We start from the raw sequence: 24024 nt of genomic DNA on the forward strand, positions 1-24024 counted from the left end.
TTCCAATTCCAAAACAACATTTTCTGGATTCTTCTCATTACGAAGATACAATTTCTTATTAGATGGAGGGATATGTTTTATAGTATAAGAATGATCATTCTATATTTGGTAAAAAGAAGGATCTCTTCAAGAAGAAAACTTTGTTGGTTCAATATATTAAAACGATCATTCTAAAAATTATAAACATTGATACATAAAGGACAATTAACCTATAACTATTTAGTTAAAAGTTTTATAGAGATGTTGGCTGTACGTTGCAGGTTCTCTTTAGGAATGGAAGTTCTCGCCATTGCCCTCAACCCAATACCCACCACATTCAGATGTTCTGCCAGTACTGAGGCATCATAATCTAGGTTTAATTCTCCATTCTCCTGTCCCCACAAAATAATATCCTTGAACAGTTGCTCTGCTAGTGTAAATGATTCAGTGGCCTTTGAATCCACATCTACATCGCGCATAGCTAATTCCACGGCAGAATTCACCATTAAACAACCAGAAGGTGAATCTTCATTCCCATATATCATGTAACTAATAATCAATTGAAGAGCCTCAACAGCCGTCTCAGAGCCTTTAACTACTCCTGCAAGCTCGCTATTTATTTTAGTTCGAAATCGATCCATTGCTTTCAGAAACAACGTATGTTTGTCGCCAAAGGTGTCATACAAACTTCTCCGATGGATACCCATATGCTCAACTAGATCCGTCATTGATGTCTTTTCATAACCTTGTTCCCAAAAGAGCTTCATTGCCTTATCTAGTACTACATTTTCTTCAAATTCTTTGTAACGTGCCATTCTGGTTCCCTCCTCCCGTATTCAATATAACATATTGAGAACGATCGGTAAAGAATAAAAATGTTATTGCTAATCCATTCAATATCACAAGCAATGAAAACGAACTATAGTCCGTAAAAAATGTATAAGATTAGTTTTCCTTATTACCTTGCTTAAGAATCATTTGACCCCAAGTATGCGTGATAAAATCCGGGGCGAACTTCATTGAAAAGCGCATAACTTTGGTAAAACCTACGTTCACGCGTAGTTTATTTCTCAACATGCCTTTAATACCAACATTAACAAGCTTTGTTAAGGGGAAAGAGATCAATTTATTCATCAATCCTTCATCATAAGTGTCCGTGAGATTGGTTTCAGAAATAACTGGTGGACAAAGCTCCATCACATGAATATTTTTTCCTTTGTAACGGATTTGCTCACGTAATGCATCACTGAACATGTGTATGCCAGCCTTCGTTGCAGAATAAGTCGGTGCGTTGGCTACTGTAATATTAGCAAGTAGTGAAGTAACGTTAACAATCATTGCCTCTCTTTGTTTGGCTAACAGTGGCAACAAAGCCTTGGTCACATATATTGTACCATTCAAGTTTGTGTTGATTTCTGAAATAAGATACTCGTAGGTAATACTTTCATCGAATAAGTCAAACTCGTTTATGATACCAGCATTATTGAAAACAATATCCAGTTTGGGATAATGTTTAGCTAATTCTTTGGCAAGTTGCTCAACGCTTTTAGCATCACTAACATCAGCTACCATCCCAATGATTCCAGGATTGTTCTTTACTGCTTGATCAATGCGTTTTTGTGAGCGCCCTGTGATGATCACTGTGTTTCCCATCTCATGAAAACGTTTTGCAAAAGCAGAGCCAATTCCAGACGTGCCGCCTGTCACCAGTATCGTTCTATTATTCAATTTCATTCTTCATCATCTACTTTCAATATGACTTTCCCTTGACTATGGCCTGTCGCAATTTTAGTAATTGCGGCATTCACTTGATCAAAGGGGTACTCAGAATCAATTACCGGCTTAGATTTTGCTTTTTCAAGATACTGTGTGAAAGCTGCTAATTGCTTGCCACTTGGTTGAACGTATATGAAATCATAACTTTTATTATGCCATTTCGCTAGCCCATCAAAAGGCAACCCCAGTAAACTGAAAAGAATCTTCTTCGCCGTTGACAAGTCTGCGCTTCGTTTAGCGAAACGGGCATTGGGACCAGCATTTAACGACAATAATTTACCACCGGGCTTTAATATTTTAATTTGTTTACTAATTTCACTGGCGCCCCGGGTATCAATAACATAATCATAGCCTCTCAGTATGTGAGTATAATCCTGCGTTTCATAGTCGATAAACTCATCTGCACCGAGTCGATTGGCCAAATCACGCGCTGATCCACTACCACTGACGGTCACAAACAGTCCTTGTGACTTCGCGTAAGGTATGGCAATCTGTCCAAAGCCCCCCGTACCTCCAGAGACAAATAATTTATTGCCTTGTTGAGCACCTAAAATATCAAGTGCTTGGATGATCGTCAAAACAGACAATGGTACGGCTGCTGCTTCTGTAAAGGAATGATTAGCTGGTATTTTAGCCACAATAGATGCATCTACTGCGACATATTCAGCGAACGCTCCCATTGTATCTAGCGGTGGCATAGTGTACACGAAATCACCTGTTTTGAAATTTTGGACACCGGTACCGACTTCAACCACAACTCCAGCCAACTCGTTGCCTAGAGTCAATGGAAAGTTGTAATGATCGAACAACTTAACTTTTCCTGTAATCGCCAAGACAAGGTGTGGATCAACACCGGCTGCCTTAGTCTTGATCAGAACCTGAGTTGATGTGATTGATGGAACATCGACTGAGTTGATTTCCACTTCAAGTGTTTTGGAATATCTAGAAATTTGTGCAGCTTTCATTAGGTGCTCCCCTTAAAATCGGATAATGACTTTTCCTTTAGGATGACCAGTCGCAACAAGCTTCAGAGCCTCATTAATATCTTCAATGTGGAATTCAGTCGGGTCCACCGCTGGTACAATCCCGTTATCTTCAATAATCTTCGTAATTTTCTTTAATTGTTCGCCATCACTGCGAACAAAAATGAAATGATATTGAATCTTCTTTTTCTTCGCTTTGTGATCATACTTAGCCCCGGCAATGGTGAAGAGCTTTTGTTTCCAACCTGGCAAGCCCATATGCTCGGCGAAACGTTTGTTAGGGCCGGTCCGCAGAGAAAGAAGGCGACCTCCTGCTTTAATAATGGAAAGTTCATGATCAAATTCGCTTGGTCCCAACGTATCCATCACATAATCTACATTACTAAGCTGCTCCCAATAATTCTCAGTCGTGTAATCAATATATTGGTCTGCTCCAGTCGCCATTGTCCGTTCACGCGCTTGCGGATTTCCACTAACGATGACCCTCAGCCCCATGCTTTTGGCGATAGGAATGGCCATTTGGCCAAATGAACCAGAACCCCCGGGAATAAACACGCTTTCGCCAGCTTTGGCAGCCAATTCTTCATGCAAACCTTGATAAGCAGTCAATCCTGTTAATGGCGCAGCAGCACCGGTCACAAAATCGAGATTAGCGGGCAAGTGCCCGATGGCATCCGCATGAATCGCCGCGTATTCCGCAAAGGCACCGATTTTTTGTAGTGGCAGGCGTGAGTAAATTGCATCGCCAACTTTAAATCCCTGGACGTTCTTACCAACCTTTTCAATAACACCTGTCAGCTCGTTACCCAGTACCAACGGGAACTCATAATCCTGGATCAGCTTCACGCTCCCGGTACCAATGAGCAATTCCAAATGATTAACCGCCGCTGCTTTCACCTTGACCAAGACTTCGTTATCACTTATTTCCGGGACTGGAATATCATTGACTTCTACTATGAATTTTTTTGAATATTTGGTAATCTGTGCTGCTTTCATAATTAATAGCCTCCTATGCGCTGAATAATAAGTAACATTTATTTGTTTTTGTAACTTATGTGACAAGCATAATGCCAGAGGTTACAAAAGTCAACAATTGTTACTCATTGTTTTATATGCTAAAATACAGGCAGGTGTATAAACGATTATTGGGGATTTATTGAAGAAAGAAGGGTTGGCAGCACAGTGGCTAAAATCACACAAGAGCTCATTATTGAAACAGCGGAGACATTAATTGAACGCACGGAAAAATCCGAAGTGACCCTCTCACAAATTGCGGATGAATTAAGTATCACCCACGCAGCGCTTTATAAACACTTTAAAAATAAGCAAGAGCTCTGGGCAGCCGTGTCGAAGAGCTGGTTCAACCGGATGATTTCAGAACAAATCAAAATAGACATGACTAATATGGCTAATCCACAGGAATTGCTCCACGATTGGCTTTGGGCATTTGCTAACGCAAAAAAACGTGCCTATAACGAGAATGCCAAAATGTTCGCCTTGAATACGCAATATGTTGACAGCAATCCACTGGTATTACGTGACGTTCTCTGGGATTCCTACCAAATTATTGACGGCTTCATGGACTATCACGATCCCCACTTGGAACGGGCAGAAGCGATTCTCTCCGCGTTTGCGGTGTTTAGCCTCCCGTCCTTCAAAGAATCCTGGAATTTACCAGACTACCAGGACAGGTTTGAACGCATCTGGAGTTTAATCAAACAGGGTCTCTGAATCCAAACCTCTAGTTGGATTCAAAAAAACCGCAAAAGAACTCTCTCTAAAACCAAGAATGTCCAAACCCTTTTTGGAGCTTCGTCGAATTCCAAATTCATCGTGAATCCCTTTTTTTCGTAGAGATATAGCAGTTGGATATACTAATCCGCATTCATCAGGGGTTCACCTAAAAAACAAAAGCAACTTAACCGCAGACAAGTCGTTTTTTAACGTTTTTATTTTAAAATACTACTTTGTAATTATCATTTCATTTCTTACCGCTTCACCTTATAAAACTCATGATACAGCTTCATCAGCGCTCTTTTCTCAATCCGCGACACATAACTCCGCGAGATCCCCAGCTCCTTCGCAATCTCCCGCTGCGTCCGCTCTTCCCCGCCGGTGTCCAAGCCAAACCGCCCCACTACAACTTCCTTCTCCCGGTCATCCAGAATGTCGAGATTGCGGTAAATCTTGCTCTTCTCGATCTTCAGATCGACTTCCTTAACAATATCATCTGCATCGGAACCAAGGATATCGATTAGGGTGATCTCGTTACCTTCCTTGTCCGTCCCTATAGGGTCATGCAGGGATACGTCCTTTTTGGTCTTTTTAAGCGATCTCAAATGCATCAAGATTTCATTCTCTATACAACGGCAGCAAAAGTAGTCAGCTTCGTCCCCTTGTTCGGGCGGTAGCTTTCGATGGCCTTGATCAGCCCGATGGTACCAATGGAGATGAGATCCTCCATGTCTTCACCGGTGTTGTCGAATTTCTTGAGGTTATGGACACGGGTGCGATGTCAAACACAATTATATTCACACTCAGCATTTTACAGATCGAACGTATGAAAGAGGGGTAGAATCTGTACAGTGTTAAAGGCTGGCTTTCGCCTGAAGGAGAGCTTTGGTGTACTCTGCGAGCTGATGCTATATCTTGCCATTGGCGGTCAGGGCCGAATCTTCGTGCTAGAATTTAATCCTAACCAGTCTCGCACAGCCACAAAGGGGGAAAAGAAAAAAAACAAACAACCGCCTCTCCACACATTAGTGTACAAGAGACGGTTGTTTTGTTCTAAATAGCGTGAAGGCTTTTTACATAACAAACCCTATATTTAGCGCTCTGGATCAAAACAGCAAGAAAAGTACTTATTATTATTAACACGAGTATCGCTGTAGCTTTGTTATTATTCACCCCAGCCATTATAAACGTTTACTCTACATCATCAGAAGAATTCCGAATTTTATTTCATTCAAATCATAAAAAGGAAATCCAATTGATAGAGAAAACTATCAAATATCAACATCTTCCATTTCATCTTTATAGAAAAGAAAGTTTACAAGACTCAAAGGATTTTAATAAACTATCTATCCTAGTTGTTAAAACTTCGTATAGTAGACTTACTTTTGAGGAAGTACAGTCATTCATTAGTAAAATGCCTATATATTTTAGTGACCATATATAAGGGAAAGTAATCATAAAATGGAAACGATTTTCTTCACGGTGCAATCCGTAATGTACACATAAACCCCATTGCTGCGGGCTGCAGCTCAATTCAAAACAATACTTTACCTATCGTTCTCAATATGATAATATGAATTTGCAGACAGGAGGTGGGGCAGCAAAAGGGCGTGAGAATGATCATGGCGAGAAGCAAAGAGTTTGAAATCAACGTGGTATTAGACAAGGCAATGGACTTATTCTGGCGTCAAGGCTACGAAAAAACCTCCATACAGGAGCTTGTTCAGGGCATGGGTATTCACAGAAGAAGCTTGTATGATACGTTCGGAGACAAGCATCAGTTATTTATGGATGTCTTGAACCGATATACTTCGACTTTGAATTCAAATATTACGAATCGCATTCATCGCTCAAATTCTGCCAAAGAGGCTATCCGGCAGTTGTTTGAAATGATAGTCAGTTGTGAAGAGAATCAACCACTGTTTAACGGTAAATGCGGCCGTTGAACTGTCACTGCTCGATCCAGAAGTGGCAGTTAAAATTCATGAGCAGTTTTTTGCTTCAGAGCAATTGTTGTATGATTTGCTGGTGAGCGGTCAGAAAACGGGAGAAATTCCCGAACATTATGATGCTGTGAGCCTTTCCCTCTATCTGCATAATGCTTGGGTGGGATTGCGTGTAATGATTAAAACGACAGAAGACAAAGAAAAGCTGGAAAGCATTATTAATACAACTTTAGCAGTCCTGGGATAAATTTTTTAACATAATTAGAATGATCGTTCTTGATTTAAATCGAAAGCGGCATTAATTTTAGGTGTGATGCCAATCCTAAAATCATCAAGGCTAAGTCAAAGGACTGTATAAAATAAATCTTAAAGGAGAATTTAAAAATGACTATAAACATGGACGGCAAAGTTGCTTTTGTAACTGGAGGAAATCGTGGCATTGGATTGGAAACGGCACGTCAATTAGGTAAGCTTGGCGCCACTGTCGTTATTGGGTCACGCGATTTGGCGAAAGGGAAGGTTGCTGTGGATACACTTCGTTCGGAGGGAATCCAAGCGGAGAATATCAAATTGGACGTCAATCTAGCCGAAGACCTTCAAGTTGCCTACAATTTTTTTGAACAGCGGTACGGTAAGCTTGATATGTTGATTAATAATGCTGGGATACAGATAGAGATTGAAGATCTTGCACCCATTAATGAAACAAGTACCGTTTCGCCGGTCGTTATGCGTGAAACCTTCGATGCCAATTTCTTCAGCATGGTTGAATTAACTCAGCTACTGCTGCCGTTGATTCGCAAAGCGCCAGCCGGAAGAATTGTTAATGTATCCAGTGCGCTTGGATCGAATACACTCCATTCCGATCCCGCTGCTCAAATTTATGATGTCAAGCTTCTTGCTTACGATGCCTCGAAGGCGGCAATGAATACCTTTACGACCCATCTTGCACATGAGCTGAAGGATACACCAATCAAAGTGAATTCTGCTTACCCTGGTTGGGTGAAGACTCCACTGGGCGGAAAATACGCTGATATGGATCTTGAAGATGGCGGTAAGACAAGCGTAATGCTTGCCACGTTGCCTTCGGACGGACCGACAGGCAAGTTCTTTCATATGGACACAGAGCTGCCTTGGTAATACGGTAGTTAATAGAAAAACGTGTTAATACTAAGTTCTTGTCCTTGGCTCGGGACAAGAACTTATACCGATAAAACAAAAAAACCGCTAAAATAGCGACTTTCAATGAGACAATGTTCTTGTCCCTCGACAGATCGATCGACCTCAAAAAATTTGTCTACGGATTTTGAGCGGGCCATTGTAACCGCATAGAATCGTGTTCAGTGCTGACACTCAACAGCCTTAAGGTGTAGAGGCTGTTGAGCTACAGTTCTTACTTGCTAAATTGCCTAGACTGGTTAATGAGTCGTTGAAAGCTATTGCGGTCTCCGACTCGTTTCAATCTGGCATCTAAAAGTCCTTTTTTCTATTCGATATATGATAAGGATAATAGATATATTAACCAGGTTAACGGATTGAAAAACCTTTTCTATATCAGTGCTTTTTTTGAGTCGCCGCTAGCGCACACGCTGTCCAACAAGGTGAGGTCAAGTTCCAAACCATGCCAATCCATGTGCCACTATCCGGCAGAGTAGAACTTTCCATCGTCTTCTCTATTTCTCATTTTTTATTTGACTATTGCATTTTTCTTAATAGAATCCAGTTCTTCTTTGCTGTGATAAGCACCTGCGCGTATAACAGCGTCTATCTTATGAAGGTTCTGAACACTCTCTAAGGGATTTTCGTCCAGAAGCACTACATCGCCATTCTTACCTATTTCCACGGTGCCCATATCATCCATGCGCCCCAGAAATTCAGCCCCGTTAAGTGTGGCCATTTGCAGAACATGGAGGGGTGAGATGTCTGCTTTTTCAAGTTCATCAAATTCTTGATGAATGGAGTAACCTGCGGTACGCCAATTAGCTCCGCCGCCTTCATCTGTGCCAACCATCATCTTTACGCCTTCTGAATCAAATGTCTTTGCCAGTTTCAAATAAAGGTCGTAGAGTTCCTGCTCAATGGAATTACTACCATCAGCGAACAGACCTAAATGCATCCGTACCAGTGTCAGGCATTGCCAGGTGTTGTTCTCAACATATACATCCGCAAGCTCAATTGCCTTTTCTTCACTGTAAGTGTCAATTAAATGTTGAAGTTGCGCGGAATCCTTTTTTCCTCCAGAAGTCTTAATGGCTAAACTGATGGCTTGCTCGTTCACAAAATCTCTAAGACCTTTTATCTTCATGAATTGCACGAAGATTGGATTTTCTGTGATTGAAGGAACCCCAGTCGCCTCTGCCCTCAAGGTCTTCTCGTCTGTTGAGGTGGATATCAGTGCCCCGTTGTTGATTCCGAAGTGTTCGACACTGGCGAATCCATTTTCCGCAACCTCTTTCAAGTCCATATCAGGAAGCACATGACCCTCAAATGGAATATTTAATTTATCCGCCTCCGCTTGAACAGCATTAAATACATCCGGAGAAACGCCCCCCACTTTTATAATGCCGGCCCCTTCCTTTTTCTGCCGGCGGACCAATTCCACGGCAATCTTGGGTGTGGGCGCGTTAATCGGTGTTAAGACATCGCTGGGCATCGTGAGCAGTGCCGGTTGATCCGTGGAACTGGTAAATGCGCCGGATCTCCATTCCTTCAGGAGTTCAGCCGAGCCGCTCATCTGCCTGAATCCGGTTACGCCATTGGCAAGCAGCAGATCCATTGTGTCAGAGGTGTGCTTCTCCCCTATCAAGTGCATATGCATGTTCAGGTACCCGGGAACCGCATACTTTCCTGTAGCATCAACAATCTTCATGTCTTTGTCAGCCTTGATACTCCCAGCCGGTGCAATGTCTATAATTTTCCCATCTGCAAACAGAATGCTTACATTAGAAGTTAAATTACCAGTACGTGTATCCACAATTGTCAAGTTATTCAATAAAAGCTGATAGGAAGCGCTGGGCTGTTCCAGTTCCGCAGTGGTATAGGGCTGAATATCTGCCGAAGGCTGACCGGCAAACAAACCGATCCATGCAACCACAAGCGCAACTACCCAACAGAGCGGAACACGCCACCCGTGCCAGAATTCCGTCCTTCTTAGCATAACGAGCGAGCCGATGCAGGCTGTCAGAATCAGATATGCAAACCAACGTTCATCACTGCTGATCATCAGCACTAGAACAATCCCGAATAATAACACTAATAAAAACATAAATCCAACCATCTTTAGAATTTTTCTTTTTCTACTTTGCTCCATATATGTACCTTTCCTTTTCATTATTCTCATTCCTGCTTTGTACAGCAAGAGATGGATACCTTCCAAGCCTATCCAAAGTATATTCTTAGATCAGCAATGTTCTATAAACTACATTGCTAGCGAACCGCATTCCTCCGGCCTATCCAGCCAAGGAAGATGCCCGGCATCCTGTATTGCATGAAACTCCGCCTGTTGGAAGCAAGATGCAACCTTCCGCCCTATTTCTATGGTGCCAAACGGGTCATTTGTACCCCATAGGAACATAACCGGCTGCTTTACTTGATTCAATTCTTCCTTGTGAAGCAAGACATCCGGCTGAGAACCTCTCATGGAATTAATTCGCCGCATAAGACTGAGACTTGAAATTTTATAGTTGGGAAGCTGCTGAAAATAGTAATAGCAGTCTGAGAATTCACTGGGAAGCTTCGTCAGTCTTTCCGAAGAATGGCCCATAAAACGCAGGCTTTCCAGCGATTTGTCCGGTTTTTTGGGCATGACGAGCTTGTACAATAAACTGTTGAGACCTGGTATAGAAAGCGCACGGAGAGCGACAGGTGGGCTTGTGTTGATCAGGTTCCCGGGCACGCCCAACAGCACAAGTGTGGAAACACGTTCCGGATGGTCGATCGCCGTCAGTATACTCATGTGTCCACCGATGGAATGGGCTATGATGGGCACTTTGTCGAGTTTGAGTTCGTCCAACACGCTTATAACCGTTTGAACCGCAAACTTTCTGAAATCAATATTCCGGTGGTCCATGCTGTCGCTCATTCCTCCACCCGGACGGTTGATGGCGATAATGCGCCGGTCTGTCAAGCGAGCCATCAAGGGGATGAGCGGAAAGACGTCGCCGGTATTACCGGGAACAAGCACGACGGGCTTGCCGTTGCCGATCTCAGTCACTCTGATTTTATAGCCGGAATCCCCGAACGGGACATACCTGGTTTTTGCTTCAAGTTTGTAATACGAAAGCAAATCCCGTTCCGCATTTCGCGCCTTAACGACACGGGAATCATCATCATTCAGAATCAGAGACGAGCTATTCATAGATCCAATTCTCCGCTTCTTCGTAGATGTGCTGTACAGACTCCGGTCTGTCGATGCTCGGAAGATCCATATTCACTTCAAATCCACTTTTTTGTAAGAGATATGAAAGATGCGCGTAACTGGGTCTGTATGGTTGCCATTGTCGCCGTCACGGCCCTGTCGTTGTTCAGTTCAACCACCGTGTTATAAAGCTTATGCGGCGCATGGGAGCTCATATTAATGGATGCGTCCACGAATTCGGCCCCAGTTCCCGTAAACCACGAGATTGTCACCATGGAATCAAGAGTAAAACATTTGTGCATTTCATGACATTGCGCGTTATCCCTGCAAAAGCGCTCAAACTCAATGAGTTCCTTAATCTTAAATTTGTCTTTTATCATTTGGACAGTGTTGCGAACAGGTCTTGTAAACAGCATATTCTCTCCTCCTGGTACATCCAATTGCTGCTTTTGGCAGCTCTATCTTGCTAAAACAACCAAATATATGATACAAATGTATCATAATCATAAATGAAGTCAATACAAGATCGAGAAGTGGAACAGGAGTGGTGGAAATGTATCGTATCGGAAATGATAAGCGAAAAACACAATCCGCAATACTCATTTGCAGCGGCATGGAAGAATTGATGCGAACACAGGATTATAATGATATCTCCGTCACGCAGATCATTAACGTGTCCGGCGTGGGCAGAGCCACCTTTTATCGTTTGTTTGACGATAAATCGGATGTCGTGCTGTACCAGATGGAATCGGTATTCAATGAATTAATCCGGCGTATGGGCCCCCGTACCGATCCCAATGTGGTAGTTAAATCTTTATTTGATCTCTGTCTTTCCCACAAACTGCTCTTTTTATCCTTGGTAAAAGCAAATCTGTATGGGGAGTTTCAAACCCAGCTATCCTTTGTAATGGGAGAAAAACTGAAATTCATTAAAGAAGATGTTGGTTTAGACGACAGGAAATGGCAGTATTTCATACACATCCGTGCAGCAATGCTCTTTACTGCGTTGCGGGTTGCGATCACTCAGTTTAACGAAGATAATTCGCAGGATATTTTGGACACTCTGAACGACCTTTTCGGCAAACAGCCGGCAATATTAAAATCGTAAACTCCAAACAGAAAATGACTGCACTGCGGCAGTCATTCAGTTCGTCCAGAATATCGAGGCAGCGGTATATCTTGCTCTTCTCCATCTTCAGATCGACTTCCTTGATCACATCATCGGCCTCAGAGCCGAGTATATCGATCAGAGTGATTTCATTGCCCTTTTTGTTTGTCCCAATCGGATCGTGGAGAGACACGTCTTAATGGTCTTTTTGAGCGAGCGGAGGTGCATCAGGATTTCGCTTTCAATACAGCGGGCGGCAAAAGTCGCGAGCTTCGTTCCTTTGTTCGGGCGGTAGCTTTCAATGGCTTTGATCAGCCCGATGGTGCCGATGGAGATCGGATCCTCCATATCTTCACCTGTTTTTTCGATTTTTAAATAAATTGTGTCACAATATATAAAAATATTATATTTATACAGCAAAAAATCATTGGAATTAAACTAAAAGAAATACGGGTTTTGTGTAAATGTATATAAGGATTATTGAATCGTGAGTATTTATCGATCAATGTCCAGTGCCACTAAATTGTCGGATTACAAGAATATGTACCGTTAAAGGACAAGAACTTGTACCCGTTGCCATAAAATTTTTTTCCTTTCATTCATTTTCATTCATTTTCCTTCATTATTCATATAATCAAAAACCCGTTGATCTTGAATTAAAGTTCCACGGGTTTAAAAATTCGATTTCTTTACATATTGATCCATCGACTTTTGTAGCTGGATCTCGGTTGCTCATAACGAACATCGCAATTTTCTGAGGTGTAAAAGAAATCATGGATTGAATTGCTTCTTTGTTAAGTTCGTCCTGATACAATTGTATTGGATTACAAAATTTTTCGATTTCGTCCCAACAAGGGACATTAGTTTCTTGACTTCTCTTCCCGGCTATTCTCAAGCACGCTTTAGAGAAGTTATCACTAAATTTATCTTCATTTTGCAGTTCCATTATCTAGGAAATGCAAAGACTATACTCCAGTAGTATAGTCTTTAGCAGTCCTTCTTCTACTCTTTGGAAAGTAGCGAAACCAAGCTCTTGTCCAGCGATACGAATCAAACTATATGACGCGCTAAGACTTCAGCTTCCACATTACAAGCAGGAGTACACGACATTTCGCAAGCGTCGCTGAACGTAAGGCTCCTGACTGTTCAGAAGGTGCTGCGCATACATAACGGTAAGCTTGGAATCCGGGTCAATGATAGCCATGCACCCGGCAGCGCCGCTCCATCCGAATTCGCCGAGCGGACTCAGTGAGCCGCTTAATGACTTGGAGACATGAGTACGGACACCAAGGCCATACCCGTACCCACTCATGTGATCCCATGAAAAATCGCCGCGGGTCTGCTCGTTCAGATGGTCCTTGCGCATCAGTTCCACCGAGGCTTTTGACAGAATCCGCACGCCTTCCGGACTAGTGCCGCACCCAGTCAGTGCGTTCAGGAACAGTGAATAATCACTAACTGTGGACAACAATCCGGCGCCACCACTTTCCAATTCGGCACCGACCCGGTACCCGTTTCCATCCAGACGTACGGCTTTTTTAAGCTCGTCATTGTACGTATACTGCGGAATCAGTCGGGTCTGCTGTTCATCGTTCAGATCGAACGCTGTATCGTTCATGCCAAGTGGTCCGGTGATTTCTTCCCGCAGATACGTACCAAAGCGTCTTCCGCTGACAACCTCCACCAATGCCCCGAGCACATCGTGACACATGCTGTAGTTCCAATGCGTACCTGGCTCAAACAAAAGGGGTTCCTTGGCAAGCGCTTTCGCGAAAGCACGTGTTGGTAATGTTCCGTTGGTGCTATGCACTGCTTCCTTAAAAGATGGAGAACCTAGATCATAGGAGAACCCTGCAGTCATCGTAAACAAGTCGCGTACCGTAATGAGACTGGTTGCTTTTTCAAGCCTAATTTCCCCGTTCGGCAAAGTTTTCCTCACCGTCATCTCGGCATACTCCGGCAGATAGTCGGAAACCGGATCACTTAGCAGCATATCGCCTCTCTCCACCAGTTGAAGCGCTGCCACGCAGGTCATTATTTTCGTCAAGGAGTAGAGATTGAAGATCGCTCTATCACTGATAGGCGTCTGTTCCTCAAGGTTAGCATAGCCGCTACGGTAACGGAAAACGATATCGTTTTGATGCATCACCAGTACCTCTGCCCACGGAACTCGCCAGGAAGTGATACGGTCAACAAATGAAACAAGCGGTTGAAAATCCATTTTTTTCCCCTTCCTTCTATGTAGAATCGTTTATCATTGCGTAATGTGGTCCATGGTCTCTCTCATAATCCACATACTATTAATATACGACCATTCGCATGTAATGACCACTATCAATCGTACATCTCATAGGTAACCTAGGAGATGCTCCAAATAGAAATGAAAATCAAGAACAAAACTGTTCGTTTAGCAACCATCCTATGTGCTGTTAATCCTTCAAAATATACGGGAGATGATTCTCTACCATTCATCTAATTAGCATCCCTTTGTTAACATAATAATTGTTATTGAATCATAGTTACCCAAATCCATAGTCGACAATTGCATAAAAAAGGGTTAACCATTCGAAATGGTTAACCCTAACCTTTTGCCCATCCAGATCACATAGAACATCCGAGCGTGCTTATTAACAGGCTGGCTGCACAATGCATGATGCGCTGCCTGTTTAAGAACAACGCCCCGGCAAAAACATATAATTTGGAGCACTTCGGTCTACTATTTTAATAGCAGCCCTGCAATACGCCCAAGGTCCTACTGGACCGAATGCCAATCTATGCGCAGCGCACATATCGCTGGAACAGAGCTCATGCTTGACGCAGGCTTAGCGGCGTCAAATCGCTCCATACTTCCTTCACGTAAGCCAGGCATTCTTCCTTCGTGCCGCTCTTGCCGGCATTGCTCCAGCCGGCTGGATTGTGCAGGTGCAATGGCCATAGCGCATATTGCTCCTCGCCATTGACGACTACTTTGTAGCTGACTTCTAGCGTTTGGTTCTCCATCAAGAGTTCACTCCCCTATTCTACAATTAGATTCCGACGCCCATCTGGCGGTCTGCAAGCTGCTGCAACTGATCCTTATCTCGAATAATAACGGCATCCGGCACTGCATCGGGCAAGATCGTCTCCATATGGCGCAGTTGCCGATAACGCATGCCGAGCAATCCCCAGACGAACAAGATGACGCCAATCGAAGTGATCAACAGCCCGATGCCCATCCCGCCTCCCGTTCCAAACAGCCCTGCAGCCTCCGTACCAGCTGGCAGTGCCGATGCAAGCGGAACGAAAACAGACGCAACAAGCGGACCTGCAAGCAGGAAGCTAAGCGGACGCATGCTGAAGGCCATGACTTGGTTTGTTGCCAATACGCGACCTTGCAACTCAAGCCCTACCTTCGTCTGTATCAATGCCAGCCAGTGCGTATTGATAAGCGCCAGCGCCAAGCCAAAGCCGAACAAGCCGATGGCAGCCGTCACAAGTGAAGGATAGATGCCGGCAACCGCTATCGATAAACCGGTCAGCATAACGAAACCGACCATTCCGTCCGCTCGGCGGTCGAAGCCGCCCCATATCGTCATAAGTATTGAGCCGATAAATAGCCCTGCACCCTCAAACGCAATAACAATGCCTACCTTGTCAGCGGTCATAAACTGAAGCAGAAACGGTGTCGTTAGCACGTTATATAAGCTCATGAAGAAATTGACGACGACGAAAAACACGACCATCGCGACCATACTCTTCCTTTGAACAATGTACTTCCATCCTCCAACGATTTCCCTGCTCATTGGTTCCTCGCGCTTCTTGAACATCAGATTAGGGAATCGGATCAGCGACAGAATGACGATAGACAAGCTCAGCAACACCAGATCGATTATGACAATTGTTTGCAGACCGATCAATACGACCAAGGCCCCTCCCAGCGCAGGCGCCATAATACCGTTCAAGGACATGACGAGTTGTCCTAAACCGTTTGCATGTCCTAAGTACCTTTTCGGCACGAGTTGCGCTGTTGCCGCCTGATAGGCCGGCATTGTGAAAGCGCCTGAAATCGATCCAATGCCGGCAGCCACATAGATCGCCCATAGCGACAACGCGTCCAGATAGAGCATAGTCGCGAGAAAGATCACCGAGCATAACGCTAACATTTGTCCCGCCAGCATCACCTTTCTTCTATCATAACGGTCCACAACTGCACCGGCCACGGGCAGCAGCAGAAGCGTGGGTAGAATAGCGTAAAGCGAAATCGTCGCATAATCCGAAATCGACCCGGTACGCTGAAATACCCAGATGCCAAGCGCAAATCCGGTCAGTGACGTCCCGATTGTGGCTATGATCAAGCACAGCGTCACCGTGAGAAAAGATTTCACGCTCGGCTGAACGTCCTTTTGCTCCTGCTCTTGTGCCCATACATGCTGAGGAGCAGACGGGGTCTTAGAAACAGCATTCACTGTCGACCGGCTTGCCCCGTAGTCGCGTTCTTCCTCCCACTCACGAATCTGCTGCGATATGATTTTCGCGGAATGGTCTGATTGATGCTTGTGAAAATAATGCCCGGCATGCTCAACAACATGCAATCGCACATCCTCGCTGAAATCCTGCCACTCCATATAACGTTCCTCGTAGAACTCGGTCATTCGATCGGCACCACCCACGATGCAAGATACAGGTGCCTTCAGCTTCGGCTTATTCGGCTGTGCGTAGAGCTCCGTGTAATAATTCTCCGCCTCTCGTGCGTCATGCCGCAGGTTACGCAGAACGAACTTCTGCTCCTCCGAAGAGATCTCGTCATCGAAGCCGCCAAAAGCGCGGAGCATATCGCGTGCGAACTTATCGGACGTCCACTTTTCCCGCGGGAACAAACGATGCCACCATTCCGTCAGCCTGAATGGCAGTCTGGCTCCCGGGAAGGTGCCCGCCATAAAGATTCCACTTACCTCCACATTTGATTGCTGCAGCAGCAATGCGGTACGGAGCACCATTGCCCCGCCTAAGCAATGGCCGTAGAGATAGACTTCACCCTTGACCTTGCTTTTGATTTCTTGCGCAATCCGAGCGGCCGTTTCCTCGAGCGAGGCCAGCAACTGACCAGGCCGACTGTAATCATGCCCGGGCAGTTCGACGGCAAACAAGGTATAGTTGGGCGGCAAAACCTTGGCCAGCGGCTGGAACGTGATTGCGCTGCCGCCGCCATAAGGCACGCAGACTAGCGTAATCGCTTTGCCCCCGATGTTGGATGCCTTTTTGAATTCGATCAGAAGATCGTCGCTCCGCGTAGCGCCGGATGCGAGATGCTCGGCCAGTTCACGCACCGTCGGATACTGGAAGAGATCCATTACGCTGAACGAATTGCCCATCTTGCGTACGACCTTAATCGCCTTGAACGAATCGCCGCCCAAGTCGAAAAATTCGTCGTTGATGCCGACCTGATCGAGCCCTAGTACCTCGCGCCAGACAGCGGCGATTTGGTGCTCCTCCTTGGTCTCCGGCGCAGCAAAGCCGTTATTGCCCGCACGATTTTCAGCGCTAGGCTCAGGCAGCTTTGCACGGTCCAGCTTACCGTTCGCGTTAAGCGGCAGCCGCTCGATCTCTACGAAGGCTGAAGGCAGCATGTAGTCGGGCAGAATGCTTTTCATGTGCTTTCGAATCGCGCTCACATCGAGCCGCGCTCCACGCAAAGCCTGCTCCTGAGAGTCTTGAACCAATCGCTGCTCCGGCACCAGATAGGCCACCAGTCGCTTGTCTCCCGGTTCATCTTCGCGAATGGTCACGACCACGTCGCGCAATCCTTCGACTTGCAGCAGGACATGCTCGATCTCACCGATCTCGATCCGATAGCCGCGGATCTTAAACTGTTGGTCCATTCGTCCGATAAACTGAATGGTACCGTTAGGCAAATGGCGAACGAGGTCGCCCGTACGGTACATCCTTTCTCCCGGCTGGTCTGTGAACGGATTCGGCACGAATCGCTCGGCCGTCAGGTCCGGCCTGCCGTAATAGCCGCGCGTCACGGCGCTACCGCCGATGTACAACTCGCCGATGGCGCCAGCAGGAACCAGCTGCTGATTAGCGTTAAGCACATAGACCGGTGCGTTCGGTATCGGACGTCCAAGCGGAAGCACCGCATGATGATCTTGCTCGCTTCCGTCATCTGGAACCTCATAGGCGAGCACCGAAACGGTCGTCTCCGTAGGACCATAATGATTCTGGATCCGACAGCCCGGACGAAGGCGTCGAATGTCTGCAATTGTCCCCCAATGCGAGGCTTCTCCTGCAAGAATCAAGCATTCGCGCGGTACGATGACGCTCGGGTTTGATACGCCGAGCAGCACCTCCATATGGCTTGGAACGATCTTCATGACGTCGATCGGATTCGCCTCGCAATAAGCGGCGAAAGCATCGGGATCAGCGGCCCGCTCGTACGGGATTACATGCAGGGTGCCTCCTGTTCCGAACGCCCCCCAGATCATCGGCGTTCCGAGATCGGCAGCAAGCGTGCTGACGATGGCGAAACGGAGGCCTTGCCGCAGCGCCAAACGCTGCATGATGCCTTCCAAATAGTTGGCATAACTCCGGTGCTCGACCGCCACGCCCTTCGGTTTTCCCGTCGAGCCGGACGTGAACAGCACATACATAAGATCGCCCGGCTTCGAGACGACTTCGGGATTACCCGCATCTTCTTGCGCTATCGTATCCCAATCGCCGTCGAGAGAAACCATGGGTATGGGCTTAGATTCACTCTCGCCGTTTTGCAGCAGCAGATCGGCGAACGATTCCTCGGTCACGATGACGGACACCTCAGCCTCCTGCGCAATCATTCGCAAACGCTCCACTGGCAGCTTAGGATCAAGCGGTACATATGCGCCGCCCGCCTTCAAGATGCCGAGCAAGCCGACGATGATATCGACGGTGCGCTCCATATAGAGACCGACTGTTGTATTAGGTCCAACCTGCAGATCGCGCAAATAGTGCGCCAAGCGATTAGCCCGTTCATTTAGTTCTCGGTAGGTAAGCATATGCCCCTCCGAGCATACGGCCGCGGCCGTAGGTGTAAGGGCCGCCTGGCGCTCCACGAGGAGATGCGGCAATTGGAGCTTTGCCTCGGTAGACTCGTCGGCATTCCAGTCAACCAGTACCTTCCGCAGCTGTTCGCCCGAGAGCGCCGCAACGGCATATAGCGGCAATGCGGAATTGTCCATTACGCGCTCCAGAATCATGCAGTAATGGTCTGCCATCTGCCGAATGGTCGACTCGCGGAATAGATCTAGGCGATACGTCAAAGTGACTTCCATGCCTAACTTGTGATTCTCGAATACCGTCATCGTCAAGTCCAGCATCCCGCCCCGCGTGCGATCACCCACGAACGGTACAATCTCGAGGTCAGGCAGGTCAACCAGCGCCTGACCATGCCGTTCGAACAGGAACATGGTATCGAAGAAAAGCGAATGGCCTATAATACGCTCTGGATTCATCTCTTCGACGATCCGGTCAAACGGCAAATCCTGATGATCATTCGCCTCCAGCACCGTCATGCGGACTGCTGCGATAAAGTCGCTGAAAGTATCCCCCATGTCAATCGGGGAGCGAAGGGCGACCGTATTCGCGAAGAAGCCCGCAAGCTTCTCGATTTCCTGCTTGCCTCGATTCGCCATGGGCGTCCCGACAACAATCTCCTGCTTGCCGTTATAGCTTGCGAGAAGCACCTTGTAAGCGGCTAGCAGCAGGACGAATGACGTGCAGCCGAGCTGCTTGCTCGCTTCGCGGATACGCTGCGAGAATGATGGATCGAGCGTCAGGCTGAAGAAACCAGGTTCGCACTCAAATTGAATCGAGGGGCGCGGATAATCCGTCGGCAGATCCAGCGTCGCCGGTGCTGGCGTCAGCTTCTTTGTCCAGTAGCGCAGCTGATCTTCGTATGCCGATCCTGTCATCCACTGCCTCTGCCAAACGGCAAAGTCCGGATATTGAATCGGCAGTTCTGGAAGAGAAAGCGGCTCTTCCAGCGCGAAGGAACGATAGATCGCGGCAAGCTCTTCGTCGAACACATCCGCCGACCAGCCATCATAGATCAAGTGATGCGTCATCCAGACGAGAACATGCTTTTCGGGATCCAGGCGGAAGAGCATCGCCTTCACAAGCGGTCCGTTCAGAAAATCATATTGTGCCGTGGCTTCCTTCTCCATACGCTCATAGACCTTGTTTTCATCGGAGAGCTCGATAACTGGGAGGTCGATCTTCAGCTCGGGACGAATGATCTGCACGTAATCGTCGTTCTCATAAGCAATAACAGCGCGCATGATTTCATGGCGCTTGACCATCTCGTTCAGTGTGCGATGCAAAGCAGTGACGTTCAGCTTCCCGATCAACTTGTAGCCGTTGGCAAAATTGTACCGCTTCGTCCCGGGCATATACTCTTCGAAGAACATAATTCGCTGCTGCGGGAAAGATAGAGGGAACTTGTTTTCTCCTGCTTGCCTAGGAAGCTGCGGAATAACGGACGAAGCTGCGGCGGCCTTTGCCTTCTTCTGTTTGGCCTTCAGTGCGAGGAGCGCCCGTCGTTCGGGCGACAGCTGCTCGATTCGATCAATCGTTTTACTCATAGAGCGCCTCCTTCAAAGGCAGAGGATGATTTCCGAGTTGGCGCTGCACCAGCCACTGCGAGAGCAGTGAACGTTTGCCTGCTGATAGTGACTGATTTATCGCGTCCAGGCGATGATCGGGCTCAGTCACTACGCTCCGCGAGGACTGCTGAAACTGCGCTGCTACGTAATCAGCACTAAGCTGATCCGAGGCAATGGCGTAGTCCGGCTTGCCGATTACCGATTCCATGGCTGTGCAGGCCGCTGCCATCGTATCATGATCTTCCATGACCTTCGCTAACTGGCGGCAGCGCTCCTTCACCGCGCTGGTCTGAATGCCTTTCATGGCATTTGCAATCAGCGTAGGCTCCCACTGCAGCGGCGGCAGATAATCACCGATGCCGAGATGCTTGATCCGCATTCCGTTATCCGGCCGATCCGTATCGGCCGCGAGGGCAAGCTGCGGCACAGCCGCGGTCATGGCTCCCGTGATCGTACCGATCCCGCCGTGATGGATGACGCCGCCGACTAGCGGATAGACACTGGCGAGCGGCAGGATCCTGTACCAGCGGATATGATCCGGCAGCTCCCCGTGAATGAATTCTTCATGCCTCGTAACAAGTATGGTTCGCTGACCCAGCAGCTTGACGCCTTCGATCGCCGCTTGGTAGAAGCTCGGCTTAATCATTTTCCCCGTCCCGCCCGTAATCAAGAGAGGCGGTTCGCCTGCGTGGATAAAATCTAGCAGATCGATTGGCAAAGGCTCGTATTCGATCGCATCCGCGAGCGGGAATCCGACGGTATCCACCTTCAGCGCCCATTCTGGAGCTTCGACGGCAGCATCGAAGCTCTCATGCCAGAAACCGATGTTTTTTTTCACGGCGCCCATCCACGACGTCCAGCTCGAGACCGGCGAAAGTCCAAGATCGCTGCGGAATGTGTTAATAAGTGATATCGCAAAGTCCAGTCCCAGCTCTTCCCAGATATGCAGCTGTGTCACATAGCTGGGCGCAAGCACGCCGGTGACAATCGGCACCTGCATCATCTCAGACACGATCATCGCGACAAAGCCGTCACGCTCTTTGCAGATAAGCACGGAACCCTCCTCTTGGCACAACTCCGTCAGGATGTCGTACTCCTGCTGAAATTTCTCTTTCGAATAATACTTGCGTTGGTAATCTTCATAGAGGTCGGGCTTGTTCAGCGGATCCTCCATCATGTAGAGATCCTTCATGATTTCGGTATATTCCTCTGGTTTATCGATGCCGCGAAACGCGATGCCGGACTTCTCGGCCAACGGCGCAAATACGCCGTGCGTCACCAAGGTCGCCTGGTGACCGCGCCGGCGAAGTGCAGACGCTAACCGCAGAAACGGCAGCACATCTCCGTTCGTCATATGCGTGCTAAGAACGAAATTTGCCACGAATCGTCTCCTCCTGAACGTCTGCTGACTGTTACTTCAGCAGCGCCTCAATTTCCTCTTCCGACAGATGCTCCATCTCGCTCAGCAATGCTTCAATTTCGGCATCGTCGGTCTCCGCAAGCAGCTTGGCTTCGATAATCGACGCGAGGGCGCGAATCGTCGTTCCTTGCGTGAGCATATCCTTCAGCGATACCTTCACGCCGAATGCATGCTCGCACCGGACAACAATTTGAGTAGCGACGAGCGAATGACCGCCCAAGTCGATGAAATCGTCGTCAAGCCCGATCTGATCGAAACTGAAGAAGCCTGACCAGATCAGGGCAAGCTCCTTCTGAATATAGGTCTCCGGCGGAACGTACGCCTGCCCAATCATCAGGCGGGACAGCGTCGGACTCGGCAGGAGTTTCCGGTCCGTCTTGCCGCTAGGCGTCAGCGGGAAAGCCTCCATCTCGACGAAATAAGAAGGGACCATATAGTCCGGCAAATGCTGCTGCAGATGGCTCCTCAGCTCGCTGATCGAAGGAGAGAATACTGAGCTGGGAATGAAATAGGCGGTAATACGCTGGTCTCCGGGCTGATCCTCGTTGACAACCGTTACGGCTTGATGGACGCCTGGATGCTGTTCAAGCACCGTGCTAATTTCGCCCAGCTCGATACGGAAGCCCCGTACCTTTACCTGATCGTCGTTGCGGCCCAGACATTCCAGATTCCCGTCCGTGAGCCAGCGTCCAAGATCTCCGGTATGGTACATGCGTGCTCCCGGTTCCTTGCTGTACGGATCGGGCACGAATCGCTCGGCCGTGAGGTCCGGCCTGCCGTAATATCCGCGCGCGAGCCCGATGCCGCTGATGAAGAGCTCACCGATCTCACCGGGTGCGACCGGTTCATAGCGGTCGTTTAAGACGTACATGGCATTTTCAGGGACAGCCTTGCCAATTGGAATGACCGAACGATCTAGGCTGCGATCGCTGGTCCAATAGGTAATGAACACTGCTGCCTCGGTCGGACCATATAGGTTGTGAAGCTGCGCAGACATCGTGCGGCAGAACCGTTCGTTCAGCGCGGCAGACAACGGCTCCCCGCATAAGAAAACATGCTTCAGAAAGGGGAGGTCCTCAGCCTGCTCCGCTCTCAAGAACGTCTGGAGCATCGTCGGGACGAACTGCACGAACGTGATACATTCGCGCTTGATGACCTCCCACATGTATGCGTTTTCAAGATGGCCTTTGGGCTTGGCCATGACGAGACATGCTCCGCATATGTGCGGCCAGAAAAATTCCCATACCGATACGTCGAAGCTGTAAGGAGATTTCTGAAGAAGTTTATCATTTTCCCCCATTTCGAAAGTGTGCTGCAGCCAGAGCACCCGATTGCGAATGGCAGCGTGCGTATTCATCGCGCCCTTCGGCCTCCCCGTCGATCCAGAGGTGTAGAACATGTAAGCCAGGTGGCTCTCATGCAAGGCAATATTCGGATTTCCCTCCTCTTCTCCGTATCCGTCCAATGGCTCTGACTCGTCTAAGATCAGTACATCACCGTCGACCCCATCGAACTGTTCTGCGAATTGACGCAGCGTAATGATTCGTTTTACCTTGCTGTCCTTGATCATGTAGGCTAGCCGATCCTTCGGATAATCCGGATCCAGCGGCACGTATGCGCCCCCGGCCTTAAGGACGCCGTATAGGGCGACAACCAGTTCAATCGAACGCTCCATACAGATTCCTACCAGTACGTCAGGTCGGACACAGATCGCACGCAAGCGATACGCTAGCCGATTCGCGCGGCGGTTCAACTCGGCGTACGTCACCGACTCCTCCTCGAATCTAACGGCTTCACGATTGGGCGTGCGTTCTGCTTGCTGCTCGAACAACTGGTGAATCAAGCCTCTTGCTTGCATTTAATCACTCCTCATATGTAGTGACCAACACGATGTTGCTAATATCTGTCTATAAATTATCCTACTTTAATATGGCAAAAAGCGCTAATGCTGGAATGACTACTTTGACACTACTTTAACGCTAGAATGACTCTTTCCGGCAATCTCTTCGACATTAGCAAATTGCAGCCAGACAACAAGAAGCCCCCACGGATGTGAAGGCTTTTAGATTGGTTGGTGCTATGATGTATGTACGGACTTGCGCAGTGCCT

Annotated in this window: 15 protein-coding genes and 3 pseudogenes; 4 read left to right on the top strand and 14 right to left on the bottom strand. The window is 47.5% G+C overall.

From position 1 onward, the window contains the following. Positions 1-215: 215 nt before the first annotated feature. The 4 genes from WH37_RS12850 to WH37_RS12865 form a co-directional block, all read right to left on the bottom strand. Positions 216-794, bottom strand: coding sequence for a TetR/AcrR family transcriptional regulator (locus WH37_RS12850; RefSeq protein WP_046230978.1), 579 nt, complete (start codon positions 792-794; stop codon positions 216-218). A gap of 130 nt (positions 795-924) precedes the next feature. Then, positions 925-1713, bottom strand: coding sequence for an SDR family oxidoreductase (locus tag WH37_RS12855; protein ID WP_046230979.1), 789 nt, complete (start codon positions 1711-1713; stop codon positions 925-927). Then, entirely contained in the window at positions 1710-2720 is a 1011-nt protein-coding gene (locus WH37_RS12860) for an NADP-dependent oxidoreductase (RefSeq protein WP_046230980.1), read from the bottom strand. The genes WH37_RS12855 and WH37_RS12860 overlap by 4 nt, the downstream gene beginning before the upstream one ends. Before the next feature lie 12 nt (positions 2721-2732). Continuing rightward, the gene (locus WH37_RS12865; protein ID WP_046230981.1) at positions 2733-3734 is read right to left on the bottom strand and encodes an NADP-dependent oxidoreductase; all 1002 of its coding nucleotides are present in this window, start codon (positions 3732-3734) and stop codon (positions 2733-2735) included. A 186-nt stretch (positions 3735-3920) separates the two neighbouring features. Here WH37_RS12865 and WH37_RS12870 point away from each other — a divergent pair, with 186 nt between their 5' ends. Further along, entirely contained in the window at positions 3921-4469 is a 549-nt protein-coding gene (locus WH37_RS12870; protein ID WP_046230982.1) for a TetR/AcrR family transcriptional regulator, read from the top strand. 257 nt (positions 4470-4726) lie between these two features. Here WH37_RS12870 and sigK read toward each other — a convergent pair. Further along, positions 4727-5238: pseudogene (gene sigK, locus WH37_RS12875) on the bottom strand (RNA polymerase sporulation sigma factor SigK); the annotation flags it as partial. 856 nt (positions 5239-6094) lie between these two features. Between sigK and WH37_RS12885 the strand changes: the two are divergent. Further along, positions 6095-6665: pseudogene (locus WH37_RS12885) on the top strand (TetR/AcrR family transcriptional regulator). A gap of 137 nt (positions 6666-6802) precedes the next feature. Continuing rightward, complete coding sequence (locus WH37_RS12890; RefSeq protein WP_197091363.1) at positions 6803-7555, top strand: SDR family oxidoreductase; 753 nt, start codon at positions 6803-6805, stop codon at positions 7553-7555. Positions 7556-8102: 547 nt separating this feature from the next. Here WH37_RS12890 and WH37_RS12895 read toward each other — a convergent pair. The 3 genes from WH37_RS12895 to WH37_RS12905 all read right to left on the bottom strand — a co-directional run bounded on the left by WH37_RS12895 (position 8103) and on the right by WH37_RS12905 (position 11188). Further along, positions 8103-9725, bottom strand: coding sequence for an amidohydrolase family protein (locus WH37_RS12895; RefSeq protein ID WP_177217889.1), 1623 nt, complete (start codon positions 9723-9725; stop codon positions 8103-8105). A gap of 108 nt (positions 9726-9833) precedes the next feature. Continuing rightward, positions 9834-10772, bottom strand: a complete 939-nt coding sequence (locus tag WH37_RS12900) for an alpha/beta fold hydrolase (RefSeq protein WP_046230985.1) — start codon at positions 10770-10772, stop codon at positions 9834-9836. A gap of 77 nt (positions 10773-10849) precedes the next feature. Next, positions 10850-11188 carry a hypothetical protein gene (locus tag WH37_RS12905; RefSeq protein ID WP_052736953.1) on the bottom strand — a complete coding sequence of 113 codons (339 nt, stop codon included), beginning with the start codon at positions 11186-11188 and terminating at the stop codon, positions 10850-10852. Positions 11189-11325: 137 nt separating this feature from the next. On the opposite strand from WH37_RS12905, the gene WH37_RS33560 reads away from it, so the two are divergent. After that, positions 11326-11880: a TetR/AcrR family transcriptional regulator gene (locus WH37_RS33560; protein WP_052736954.1), complete on the top strand. Its 555-nt coding sequence runs from the start codon at positions 11326-11328 to the stop codon at positions 11878-11880. A 40-nt stretch (positions 11881-11920) separates the two neighbouring features. Here WH37_RS33560 and WH37_RS12915 read toward each other — a convergent pair. From WH37_RS12915 to WH37_RS12945, 6 genes and pseudogenes are all read right to left on the bottom strand, one after another. Further along, a pseudogene (locus WH37_RS12915) lies at positions 11921-12246 on the bottom strand (sigma factor); the annotation flags it as partial. A gap of 721 nt (positions 12247-12967) precedes the next feature. Next, a complete protein-coding gene (locus tag WH37_RS12925; RefSeq protein WP_046230987.1) occupies positions 12968-14101 on the bottom strand; it encodes a serine hydrolase domain-containing protein in 1134 nt (377 codons plus the stop codon). A gap of 584 nt (positions 14102-14685) precedes the next feature. Further along, positions 14686-14880 carry an MbtH family protein gene (locus WH37_RS12930; protein WP_046230988.1) on the bottom strand — a complete coding sequence of 65 codons (195 nt, stop codon included), beginning with the start codon at positions 14878-14880 and terminating at the stop codon, positions 14686-14688. Between the two features lie 26 nt (positions 14881-14906). Next, positions 14907-20474, bottom strand: coding sequence for a non-ribosomal peptide synthetase/MFS transporter (locus WH37_RS12935; RefSeq protein WP_052736955.1), 5568 nt, complete (start codon positions 20472-20474; stop codon positions 14907-14909). Continuing rightward, positions 20467-21876 carry a glycosyltransferase gene (locus tag WH37_RS12940; protein ID WP_046230989.1) on the bottom strand — a complete coding sequence of 470 codons (1410 nt, stop codon included), beginning with the start codon at positions 21874-21876 and terminating at the stop codon, positions 20467-20469. Before WH37_RS12940 ends, WH37_RS12935 begins: the two co-directional genes overlap by 8 nt. A 31-nt stretch (positions 21877-21907) precedes the next feature. Continuing rightward, a complete protein-coding gene (locus WH37_RS12945; protein WP_046230990.1) occupies positions 21908-23773 on the bottom strand; it encodes a non-ribosomal peptide synthetase in 1866 nt (621 codons plus the stop codon). Positions 23774-24024: the final 251 nt, after the last annotated feature.

It is taken from the genome of Paenibacillus algorifonticola (assembly GCF_000971975.1).
In the GTDB taxonomy this organism is placed as follows: Bacteria; Bacillota; Bacilli; order Paenibacillales; family Paenibacillaceae; genus Pristimantibacillus; species Pristimantibacillus algorifonticola.